Genomic DNA, 10,363 nt, shown 5'->3' on the forward strand with positions numbered 1-10,363 from the left:
CAGAAGCGGCATGCGCCTGGGCGCGCTGCACGTGCAGGAAGCCGTCGACGGCCGCCTGCACCGTCTCGCGGTAGTCGAAGTCGGGCAGCGTGGACAGCCGACCCAATGCCAGCGGTCCGATCAGCAGCGCAATCGCCCGGGACCGGTCGACCTCGCCCAGCTCGGCCACCGCCTCGGGACTGTCGAAGATCACGTCGAACGGCGCCGCGTACTGCTGCGCGATGCGCTCGCGCAGCGTGCTCATCGCGCTCTCGGCGGCCTGACCACGACGCGGTTCTGGCAACTCCTGCAGATCGGACCCCAAAGCCAGCCACGCGGTGGCCGTCAGCGCGGCGGGAGCTTCGGCGATCACCTCGGCCTGTGCCAGCAACAGGGCTATCAGCCGGTCCCGCAGCGAACCTTCCGCCGGCGGCATCGGCGCCGCCGGGATCAGGCTGCTGAAAGTTGCTGCCAGCAAATCGTTTCCGCTCGGAAAGTGCCGATACAGGGTGGCCCGCGCCACGTTTGCCGCGCGGGTGACCGCATCAATCGTCACCGCGCTGGGACCCCCGGACCGCAACAGCGCGGCAGCGGCCTCCAGCAACCGGGCCCTGGACCGAGCCGGTCGGGGATCTGTGTCACTCCCCCCGTCGATAGTGATGCACCTCCCTGTTTCGGCTCGGGCCGCACCGTCTATGCACGAGACCGTTAGTCTCGGACACTACCTCGCCCCCGAAAGGAGGCGCAGCACCATGGTCGAAACACTGGTACGACCTGATGAGACCCTGCTCCCATCCGATCAGCGTACTGAGACCCCAGACGTCGGCAGCAGTTCCCGCGCCCGGACGTGGACACTGGTCGTGGCCTGCGCCGCAGTATCACTGGTGGTCGCGTCGATGACCGCACTGAATACGGCGTTGGGCGATCTGGCGGTGGCCACTTCCGCTTCCCAGACCCAGCTCACCTGGATCGTCGACGGCTACACCCTGGCGCTGGCCTGTCTGCTCCTGCCCGCGGGCGCCATCGGCGACCGCTACGGCAGGCGCGGCTCGCTGCTGACCGGGTTGACGATCTTTTCCCTGGCGTCGATTGCGCCGGCGCTGCTGCATTCCCCGAGCCAGATCATCACCGGCCGCGCGCTCGCCGGCGTCGGGGCCGCATTGGTGATGCCGGCGACGTTGTCACTGCTGACCGTGGCCTATCCGAAGGAGCAGCGCATCAAGGCCGTCGGTATCTGGGCGGGCACCGCGGGCTCCGGCGGCGTACTGGGCATGCTGGGCTCCGGGGTGATCCTGCGGTTCTGGGACTGGCACGCGATCTTCTGGGCACTGGGAGCCTCCGGCGCGGTCATCTTCGCGATGGCCTGCACGGTCGCACCGTCACGCGACCGCGCTGCCCCCCGGGTGGACTGGCTCGGCGCGGGCCTGATCGGCTCGGCGATGGCGATCTCGGTGTTCGCCATTCTGGAAGCGCCCACCCGGGGCTGGAGCGACTCGACGGTGTGGGGCGGTCTGGTCGCCGGCGCTGTCGTGATCGGGATCTTCGGACTCGTCGAATACCGGAAACGCCAGCCGCTCTTGGACGTTCGACTGTTCGGCAATCCCGCCTTCACCACCGGAGTCGCGGCGATCATCGTCCTGTTCGGCGCCACCTTCGGCTTCTTCTATCTGGCCATGCAGTACGTGCAGCAGATCATGGGCTACTCGCCGCTGATGACGGCAATTGCGCTCGGCCCGTTCATGATCCCGTTGGGGATCCTGTCGGCCACCTCCTTCTGGTATGTGCCTCGGCTGGGCCTGCGCGTGGTGCTGTTCTCCGGCACGCTGTTGATGGCTGTCGGCTTCGCATGCATGCACGGCATCGGGTTGCACTCGACCTACCTCGAGTTCGCTTGGCCGACATTGATTCTCGCTTCAGGCATCGGCTTGTGCACGGCACCGACGACTTCGGCGATCATGGCCGCGGTACCGGATGCGAAGCAGGGGGTTGCCTCGGCCGTGAACGACACCGCGCGTGAGATGGGCGGTGCGCTGGGAATCGCGGTCGCCGGCTCGATTCTGGCCGGTCGCTACACGCACGAGCTGGCCACCGCACTGTCCGACTTCCCTGCGTCCGTCCGTGGCCCGGCCGCCGACTCGCTGGCCAAAGCCATGGAGATCGCCGAACGCATGGGACCACCGGGGGACCGGCTGGCCGTCCTGAGCAAGACGGCGTTCCTGACCTCGATGCACGCCTCCACGACCGTGCTGGCCGTCATCGTGGGTATTTTCGCGGTCCTGATCGGTCTCTGGGCGCCCGGGCGGGACGGACGTCAGCTGCGCCCGATCCGGCGGATGCTCGCCGGGCGGCGCTGACGCATTTCGGCAAAACGCCGCGGCGGACCTTCCCATCCCGTTACCATCGATCGGGGGCATGGTTCGTAACCGGGCACGCGGACTCTATCTAGGCAAGCTGGGGGAAGCGGAATGTCGTATGTGATCGCTGCGCCGGAGTACGTTGCCGCTGCGGCAACGGATTTGGCGAATATCGGTGCAGCGATCAGCGATGCCGGCACGACGGCTTTGGCCCCGACGACAGGGGTGTTGATCCCCGCGGGCGCGGATGCCGTGTCGGCGGAGATCGCGACGCTGTTCGGGGCCCACGCCGAGGCTTTCCAGGCACTCAGCGCGCAAGCGAGCCAGTTTCACAACCAGTTCGTGCAGCTGATGAGTCTCGGCGGGCAGCAGTATGGTCTCAGCGAGGCCGCGAACAACTCGAGCATTCAGGCCGAAGCGGCGGTGCCCCAACCGACAATGGGACACTCGGTGCTCAGCCAGGGCGCCGCTGTGGCGCCTGCCGCCGCGCAGACGGTGGCACTCACTTCAGGACCGTTGGGGCCGGGGGGCTCTGCGACAGCATCGGCGGCTACGCCGGTGGTTTCGCCGGGGTCGGCAGTAGCGGCGGGATCGGTGGGGTCGGTGAAACGTCAACCGATCCCGCCGCTACCGACTGGCCCCGAAGAGGTTGTGGAGGTGGGCGGTTCGACGGCCGCGTTGTCTGCATTGCCGGCCCCGCTGGCCGCCCGCGCGACGCCGGCGACGGCGTTGTCGCCGGGCCCGCGATGGGATGCTTCCGAACAGTCGGCGTCCGCCTGACCTCAGGCAACGAATTCGGCCGCACGGTGGGCCAGCATCACTATCGTCGCGTGCGGACCGCGGCTGGGTACCACCGGCAGCACCGAACCGTCGATCACCCAGAGGTTGTCCAAACCTGTTACCCGACAGCGGTTGTCGACGACCGCGTGCGGGTCACCGTCGGCCCCCATCGGTGCGCTGCCGCACAGGTGCTGCGATGTCGACCACACATCAGGACCGATATGCGTTGCTGCGCCGAATAATTCGCGAGCCAGCTCACTGCCGGCGCGCAACGCCGATACGTCGGCAGGCTCGCTGTCGTAGCGATGTCGGATGCGCGGCGGCACGTCGGGATCCGGCGACACCAGGGTGACACGTCCACGCGCCCGGGGACGCATGAGCGCCACACCGATGTGCGGCCAGTCGCGGTGCCCGGCGGTGCCGTCTCCGGTCATCGCCACGAAACCACCTGTGTAAGGGCGGATCTCGATGCCGTCAACAGTGCTCAACACCACCTCCAGGACCGGACGATCCACTGCCACATCCCAACTGGTCGGCATTACCCATTCCGGGTGGTCGCTGCAGCGCATCCCGACCGGCAGCTTCGCGCGCACACCCACGCCGGCAGCGCGCAGCACCGCCTCCTCCCCTATGCCCGAGAGCATCAGCAGTTGCGCTGACCGAATCGCTCCTGCACACAACACGATTCGATCCGCGCTGAACGCGATGGGGCCATCGGGCCCGACGGCGTCGACCCCCACCGCCGTCGCCCCGGAGAAACGCACACCGACCGCACGCGTGTGCGCCTGTAGCGTCAGGTTGGGACGTCCCAGTGCGGGTATCAGAAACGCGGCTCCCGAACCGGTCCGGACGCCGTCGACGATGTTCAGGGGTACCGCGCCCACGCCCGACGGCAGCCGCGGCCCGACGTCGTTGAGATCCGGAAGCCAGGAGTACCCGGCGCGACGGGTCTCGGTGACGAAGGTTTCGCTGGCGCCGGTCATTTCGGAGGTCCGTTGTACCGGGATGGGTCCGCTGCCGCCGTGCGCGGGCGTGTCGAAGTCGAGGTCGGTCTCGATGGCCCGAAAGTGCGCGAGCACGTCGGACCACGCCCAACCGGGAATGCCGAGTTCGTCGAAATCGCCGGGCAGCGCGCGGCAGAAGTAACCGCCGTTGACCGCACCGGAGCCGCCCACCGTCGTCCCCCGCACGATCGGGATCTGGCGCACCGGGTGATCGGTCAGGGTGGTCAGATAGCGCTCGGCCAGCGGGCTGTGCACGCCGATCGGCAATTGCAGACCGTTGCGGGTCCGGGACGCCGCGTCGGCGTCGTCGAGTCCGGGGCCGGCCTCCAGCACCCGCACCGAACAGCCGGAATCAGCGGAAAGACGTTCGGCGACAACAGAACCGGCACTTCCGGCGCCCACGATCAACACGTCGCTGTGCCGAGCGGCTGCGGTCAAGGTGGCGGTTACGTCCGAATCTGCGGCTTGAGCGCGCCCAGGTTGCGTTCGCGCACCACCCCGCACCACAGGCCGATCCCGTAAGCCAGATCGTCGACACGCTTGAGCAACAGGAACGTCAGCAACCCGATCGGTTCGGCGTCGTCCTCGACGGCGTCGCGGCGGCGAAGCCAGTCCGCCACACCATCCAATATCGCCGCCACCACCACCACCCGTCTGCAGTGCCGCGACAGGATCGCCGCAACCAGCGCGACCGGCCAATAGTGCCGGCACAGCGCGGATGCCAACTGCAGGGCGGCCGACCACAGGCCCCGGGTGGCGACCACGATCACGTCCCAAAATGTCGTCTCGGCGCTGCGCATGGCCCGGGCGATCCGCCGGCCGGTCAACACCGCGATCACCACCGAGGCCAGTCGCGCGATGCCGGTACCGAGTGACATCAGGATCCAGGCCATCAACGCCCAACCGGAAATCACCACCGGCGCGGTCTTGTCGGGGTGCCGCACCGACAGCGGAGCCGCCGAACCGCCGTAGAAGGCCTTGCGCGCGATCCAGTCCCGCAGTTCGGTCCGGTGGTCATGGGCGACCTGGGCGATCGGCTCGTACCGCAGCCGGGCACCGGCTTCCACCAGCCGCCAGCACAGGTCGACGTCTTCACCCGAGTGCATCGTCTCGTCGAAACCGCCGACCTCCCGGATTGCCGACGTGCGGCACACGATCGCGGCGCTGGGAACATAGGAGACCGTGCTGTGCGGCAATACCGGCGCCTCCCGCAGACCGAGGTCCAGCGACGAATGCACCGCCTCGTACCTGGCTATCACGTTCTCGGTCTGCGCCAGCCCGACAATGCGGGGAGCGACCAGTGCGACGGTGGGATCGCAGAAGTGGCCCAGCAAAGCTTCCAGCCATCCGCGCCTGGGCGCCACGTCGGAATCCAGGAACGCGACGAAGTCGGTGCCGCAGGCGGCCAGGCCGGTGTTGCGGGCGGCCGCCGGACCCTTGCTGCGAACGTGATGCAGCACTTCGATGTCGCAGTGGGAGCCGGCGAAATCCTCCACCTCGACCGGACGCGACGAACCGTCGTCGACGACGATGACGCGCAGCCCACGTAGCGAGGTCACCAGTCGGCGCACCCCGATCACGTTGTCGCGCACCGGTATAACGATAGTGACGTCACGATGCGACGGTCCCGATGCCGGGCGCGGATGCGCCACCGTGGCGTCGAGCAGGGTACGGGCCAACTGGGCGCTGACTTCGTCGCTGACCTTGAGGCGTCCGTCGGACAGCATGCTCTGGGCGGCCGGCGCCAATCGCAGCAACCGGGTCGGCGACCCGCCGAGCAGGGCTCTGCCGTCGCCGAGCACCCGCACGCGGCGATCGACCTGCACGGCAAACCCGTCCGGCAGCCTGGTCGCGGTCACGTCAACATCCCGTCGGGCCCGGGCATCCACCGGACGAGGCGACGCTCGGCGTCGTCGACCATCTCGGCGAAGATCCTTTTTCCCTCGACGGCGGTCGCAGTGGTCGGGTCCCCCAGCACGCCGATCCGGCTCACCGCCGCAACCCCACCCCGCCGCATCGACGGCAGCAACTCGCCCAGCGGCGCCTCGTTGCCGGTCACCACCCGGTCGGTGCGGACCTCGTCCGGTGAGATGTGCAGCAACACCGATGTTTCGGTGTGCCCGGCGTGCGCGTCGCCGCCGGTCGTCACACAGGGGCACCAGCCGGCGTCGCGGCCCTCGGATCGCAGCACCCGCAGCGCGCGGCGCAGTGCATCGACGTTACCGCCGTGGCCGTTGACGAACACCAGTCGATGCGCCCAGCAGGTGGCCGACCGGCCGTACTCCACCAGCAGCATCGTCAGGGCTTCGATGCCGATCGAGATGGTGCCGGGGAAACTCTGGTGCTCGCCGCTGGCGCCGTAGGCGATCGGGGGGGCCACCAGCCAGTCGAGACGCTCCGCGGCAGCACGCGCGACAGCCGCCGCGATGCGGGTGTCGGTGTCCAGCGGAAGGTGCGGGCCGTGCTGTTCGGTGGATCCCAACGGGATCAAAATTGACGGCGGGGTGGATATTGAGAGTTGCTGCGACGTTGCACTCCCCAGTTCGCCGAGCATTGGCACTCGCCGATGGTAGGACGAATTAACCTGGCGTGCACCAATTGTTGCCCTATCTACCGAATTTTTTTTCCGCCATCTCGACCGACGGACAAAATCCGTGCTCGTAAGCCACGACTGCCACGTCCGTATCAGCTTTGTGGGTAGCGACATTTAAAGCTCTTCCGGGACAACCAACTCTGTGGTACAGGGAGCGTTACCCGAAATCGCCGTTGCCCTAACGCGCGCCCAACTCCCGGGTGAACCCGTCGGGAATCAGAATGTCGTCCGCGGTGAGGTCGTGGATCGACGAATGCCCGAGACCCATCAGCGCGGAGTCGATGCCACCGTGCAGGATGTCCAGCACGTTTTCCACACCTGCTTGGCCGGCCGCGGCCAGACCCCACAGGTAGGCACGCCCGATCATCACCGCCCGCGCCCCCAGCGCCACGGCTTTGACGACGTCGCTACCCCGCCGGATACCTCCGTCTAGCAGCACTTCGACCTGGTCGCCGACGGCGGCCGCCACGGCCGGCAGGGCCCGGATGGACGCCGGTGTGCCGTCCAGGTTGTTGCCGCCGTGATTGGACACCGAGATCGCCGAAACACCTGCGTCGACAGCCCTTTTGGCGTCGTCGACGCGCATCACGCCCTTGAGCATGAACGGTCCGCCCCACAGTTCACGCAGCCAGGCGATGTCTTCCCAGGTCGGCGGGGGGGTGCCCATCCACTCGCCGTAGGCGTTGAAGAACGGCGGGCCCGGCTCGCCGCGTCGGCCCTGGTTGGGCACCCGTAGATCCGGCGGCCGCAGTGTCTTGCCGAACTTCCACAGCCAGCGCGGCTTGGTGATCGCCTCCGGCGACATGCGCAGCATGGTCTTGAGGTTCATTTCTTCGGGGATCTTGGGGCTGCCCCAATCCCGTCCGTGCGAGAACGTCCAGTCGGTGGTGACGATCAGGCCGACGGCACCGGCTTGCCGTGCCCGCTCGGCCCGCTCGGCGATCGCGTCGCGCCCGCCGAGCCAATAGATCTGGAAGAAAATCTTCGGGTTGGCGGCGATAACCTCTTCGATGGGCTTGCTGGCGAACGACGACAGCCCCATCGCGGTGCCACGCGCGGCCGCGGCCCGTGCCACGGCCACCTCCCCGTCCGGGTCGACGGCCTGGACACCGGTGGGCGAAATCAGCACCGGCAGGGAAATGTCCTGTCCCATAACAGTCGTCGACAGATCGCGCTTTTCGCTGGCGCCGACCACGTGGGGCGCAAAACCGAGTTCGCTGAACGCCGCGACATTGTCGGCAACCGTCACGCCTTTTTCACTGGCCGAAATCAGAGACGAATAGACCGATTTCGGCAGTCTGCGCTTAGCGCGTTGTTGGGCAATAGCGACAGTTTCAAACCATTGGTCTGCCATAGCTATACGGGACTTTCGTTACAGAATCTGCTCGGCGGCCGCATCGAGAGAGTGAGCGGCACCGGAGTGCCGATCCGTTTGCCGCGCGAATGGTCGACGCGGGGCCGCGGCGTCTCGCGCTCGGTGGCCAGGGCCGGCGCACCGTAACCCTGGACGCATTCGGGATCCGGGCCGTCCAACGGCAGGCCGGTGAAGAACTTGGCCGCCATGCAGCCGCCTCGGCAGCTGTCATAGTGGCCACAACTGCCGCAGGCTCCCGCCGACTGGGGCTCGCGTAGCTCGCGGAACAGGGGCGCGTTCTGCCACACGTTCTGGAAACCATCGTCGCTCAACACGTTCCCGGCCAAGAACCGGTCGTGGATGGCGAACGGGCACGCGTAGACGTCGCCCACCGGGTCGATCAGGCAGACCACTCGGCCGGCGCCGCACATGTTGAGCCCGGCCAGTGCCCCGGACTGGCCGAGCGGCGCCAGGTGGAAGAACGAGTCACCGGTGAGCACCCGCTCGCCGTGGGCGACCAGCCAGTCGTACAGCTGGACCTGCTGGGCGGCGGTGGGGTGCAGCTCCTCCCAGACGTCGGCGCCGCGCCCGGACGGCCGGAGACGGGTGATGCGCAGCGTCGCGCCGTAACGGCTTGCCAGCGCGGCGAATTCGTCGAGCTGGTCGACATTGTGCCGGGTGACCACCACCGAGATCTTGGCGTCCCGGAAGCCCGCGTCGGCGAGGTTCTGCAGCGCACGAACCGCCATGTCGAAGGAGCCGGGACCGCGGACGGCGTCGTTGACCTCGGCGGTCGCGCCGTCCAGCGAGATCTGGACGTCGACGTAGTCGCTGGCTGCCAGTCGCGCGGCGACCTCGGGTGTGATGCGCACGCCGTTGGTGGAGAACTTCACCCCGACGTGGTGTGCGGTGGCGTAGTCCACCAGCTCCCAAAAGTCCGCGCGCACAGTGGGTTCCCCGCCGCCGATGTTCACGTAGAACACCTGCATGCGTTCGAGCTCGTCGATGATGTCCTTGCACTGGCGGGTGGACAACTCCCGGGGGTCACGCTTGCCCGACGACGACAGGCAGTGCACACACGCCAGGTTGCAGGCGTAGGTCAACTCCCAGGTCAGACAGATCGGCGCATCCAGTCCGCGTTCGAACTGCTCGATGAGCCTGGGCACCTTCGCGGGCGCGGTCATTGGTCCTCCTGCGGCAGCAGCATCTTCGAATCGGCCAGCACACACAACGCGTGCAGATACGGCCCTTGGTCGGCGGCGTCGACGCCGGCAGCGTGCAGCGCCGAGCGGACGTCGGAATGGTCGGCCAGCGACTGCACCACGGTGAGGATGGTGCGGTTCTTCAGGAACGACAGCTTGCGGGTGCCGAAGTGATACAACAGCGCCCCAAAGGGTTCCGGCCGAACCGCCACCTGCGGATGCAGACGCCAGCCGCGGTCGGGGTCGAACACGCCTACGTCAAGCTGCCCGGCCTGCGCGGGCGCCGGCACGGTCAGTAGACCCCGCACATGCCGTCGATGGAGACCTCTTCGACGAGGGTCTCGGTGACGAGCTCGGTCTCGGTCTGGTTCTCGTTGTCCATGCGGGTGGCCTTTCGTGAGGGGGTCTCGACAATGCCGAGTGGTTCTGGTCACAATATGGCATCGAGTGCCGTAATGGAAGGGCGGATGTGATGCTGCACGAGTCGCGCGTCGGCCGGCGTCGCTCGACGACCCCGCTGCACATCGCCGACGTCGCCATCGACCTGTTCGCCGCCCGCGGCTTCGCCGACGTCAGCGTGGACGACGTCGCGCAGGCCGCCGGCATCTCGCGGCGCACGCTGTTCCGCTACTACGCGTCCAAGAATGCGATCCCGTGGGGTGAATTCGACAACTATCTCGGCCAGCTACGCGAACTGCTCGACAACGTCGACCCGCAGGTACCGCTGCGCGAGGCGTTGCGCGCGGCCCTGCTGGACTTCAACACCTTCGACGAGTGCGAAACCGCACGCCACCGGCAGCGCATGCGGGTGATCCTGGAAACCGCTGAGCTGCAAGCGTATTCGATGACGATGTATGCGGGCTGGCGAGACGTGATAGCCGGGTTCGTGGCGCGCCGGACGGCAACCAAGACCACCGACCTGCTGCCGCAGACCGTGGCCTGGACGATGCTGGGGGTGGCGTTGAGCGCCTACCAGTGCTGGCTGAGCGACGAGTCGGTCCCGTTGCCGGACGCGCTCGGCAACGCCTTCGACGTCGTGGACGCCGGGCTGGACGGGCTCGGGTGAGCACGGCGCACCCGCGCGTACGGCGCGCGCG

11 protein-coding genes are annotated in these 10,363 nt (G+C 67.7%); 3 read left to right on the forward strand and 8 right to left on the reverse strand.

The window, feature by feature from the left end; translation table 11 throughout:
• Positions 1-535 (reverse strand): TetR/AcrR family transcriptional regulator (locus AC5Y4D_RS26890; protein WP_500038717.1); only part of this gene is annotated, 535 nt, incomplete at its 3' end.
• Positions 536-731: 196 nt separating this feature from the next.
• Between AC5Y4D_RS26890 and AC5Y4D_RS26895 the strand changes: the two genes are divergently transcribed.
• Both AC5Y4D_RS26895 and AC5Y4D_RS26900 read left to right on the forward strand, forming a co-directional pair.
• The gene (locus AC5Y4D_RS26895) at positions 732-2,333 is read left to right on the forward strand and encodes an MFS transporter (RefSeq protein WP_500038714.1); all 1,602 of its coding nucleotides are present in this window, start codon (positions 732-734) and stop codon (positions 2,331-2,333) included.
• A 111-nt stretch (positions 2,334-2,444) separates the two neighbouring features.
• Positions 2,445-3,113, forward strand: a complete 669-nt coding sequence (locus tag AC5Y4D_RS26900) for a PE family protein (protein ID WP_500038715.1) — start codon at positions 2,445-2,447, stop codon at positions 3,111-3,113.
• Positions 3,114-3,115: 2 nt separating this feature from the next.
• Here the strand turns inward: AC5Y4D_RS26900 and mftG are convergent, their stop codons facing one another.
• The 7 genes from mftG to mftA form a co-directional block, all read right to left on the reverse strand.
• Positions 3,116-4,555, reverse strand: coding sequence for a mycofactocin dehydrogenase MftG (gene mftG, locus AC5Y4D_RS26905; protein WP_500038716.1), 1,440 nt, complete (start codon positions 4,553-4,555; stop codon positions 3,116-3,118).
• Between the two features lie 8 nt (positions 4,556-4,563).
• Entirely contained in the window at positions 4,564-5,976 is a 1,413-nt protein-coding gene (gene mftF, locus AC5Y4D_RS26910) for a mycofactocin biosynthesis glycosyltransferase MftF (protein ID WP_499993053.1), read from the reverse strand.
• On the reverse strand, positions 5,973-6,671 hold the full coding sequence (gene mftE / locus AC5Y4D_RS26915) for a mycofactocin biosynthesis peptidyl-dipeptidase MftE (protein WP_499993064.1): 699 nt from the start codon (positions 6,669-6,671) through the stop codon (positions 5,973-5,975). The genes mftF and mftE overlap by 4 nt, the downstream gene beginning before the upstream one ends.
• 217 nt (positions 6,672-6,888) lie before the next feature.
• Positions 6,889-8,064, reverse strand: a complete 1,176-nt coding sequence (gene mftD / locus AC5Y4D_RS26920) for a pre-mycofactocin synthase MftD (RefSeq protein WP_499993052.1) — start codon at positions 8,062-8,064, stop codon at positions 6,889-6,891.
• Between the two features lie 2 nt (positions 8,065-8,066).
• Positions 8,067-9,248: a mycofactocin radical SAM maturase gene (gene mftC / locus AC5Y4D_RS26925; RefSeq protein ID WP_499993051.1), complete on the reverse strand. Its 1,182-nt coding sequence runs from the start codon at positions 9,246-9,248 to the stop codon at positions 8,067-8,069.
• Positions 9,245-9,574 carry a mycofactocin biosynthesis chaperone MftB gene (gene mftB, locus AC5Y4D_RS26930; protein ID WP_499993050.1) on the reverse strand — a complete coding sequence of 110 codons (330 nt, stop codon included), beginning with the start codon at positions 9,572-9,574 and terminating at the stop codon, positions 9,245-9,247. The genes mftC and mftB overlap by 4 nt, the downstream gene beginning before the upstream one ends.
• Complete coding sequence (gene mftA, locus AC5Y4D_RS26935; protein WP_036352637.1) at positions 9,559-9,648, reverse strand: mycofactocin precursor MftA; 90 nt, start codon at positions 9,646-9,648, stop codon at positions 9,559-9,561. The genes mftB and mftA overlap by 16 nt, the downstream gene beginning before the upstream one ends.
• Positions 9,649-9,738: 90 nt before the next feature.
• Here mftA and mftR point away from each other — a divergent pair, with 90 nt between their 5' ends.
• A complete protein-coding gene (mftR, locus tag AC5Y4D_RS26940; protein WP_499944404.1) occupies positions 9,739-10,332 on the forward strand; it encodes a mycofactocin system transcriptional regulator MftR in 594 nt (197 codons plus the stop codon).
• The last annotated feature ends 31 nt before the right edge of the window (positions 10,333-10,363 follow it).

This window comes from Mycobacterium sp. NGS67 (assembly GCF_059812185.1).

Excerpts from the sequence above, each read along its gene's own strand:
- mftD (WP_499993052.1), bottom strand. The coding sequence starts at position 8,064 with ATGGCAGACCAATGGTTTGAAACTGTCGCTATTGCCCAACAACGCGCT.
- AC5Y4D_RS26895 (WP_500038714.1), top strand. The coding sequence starts at position 732 with ATGGTCGAAACACTGGTACGACCTGATGAGACCCTGCTCCCATCCGAT.
- mftA (WP_036352637.1), bottom strand. The coding sequence starts at position 9,648 with ATGGACAACGAGAACCAGACCGAGACCGAGCTCGTCACCGAGACCCTC.
- mftC (WP_499993051.1), bottom strand. The coding sequence starts at position 9,248 with ATGACCGCGCCCGCGAAGGTGCCCAGGCTCATCGAGCAGTTCGAACGC.
- mftE (WP_499993064.1), bottom strand. The coding sequence starts at position 6,671 with ATGCTCGGCGAACTGGGGAGTGCAACGTCGCAGCAACTCTCAATATCC.
- AC5Y4D_RS26900 (WP_500038715.1), top strand. The coding sequence starts at position 2,445 with ATGTCGTATGTGATCGCTGCGCCGGAGTACGTTGCCGCTGCGGCAACG.
- mftR (WP_499944404.1), top strand. The coding sequence starts at position 9,739 with ATGCTGCACGAGTCGCGCGTCGGCCGGCGTCGCTCGACGACCCCGCTG.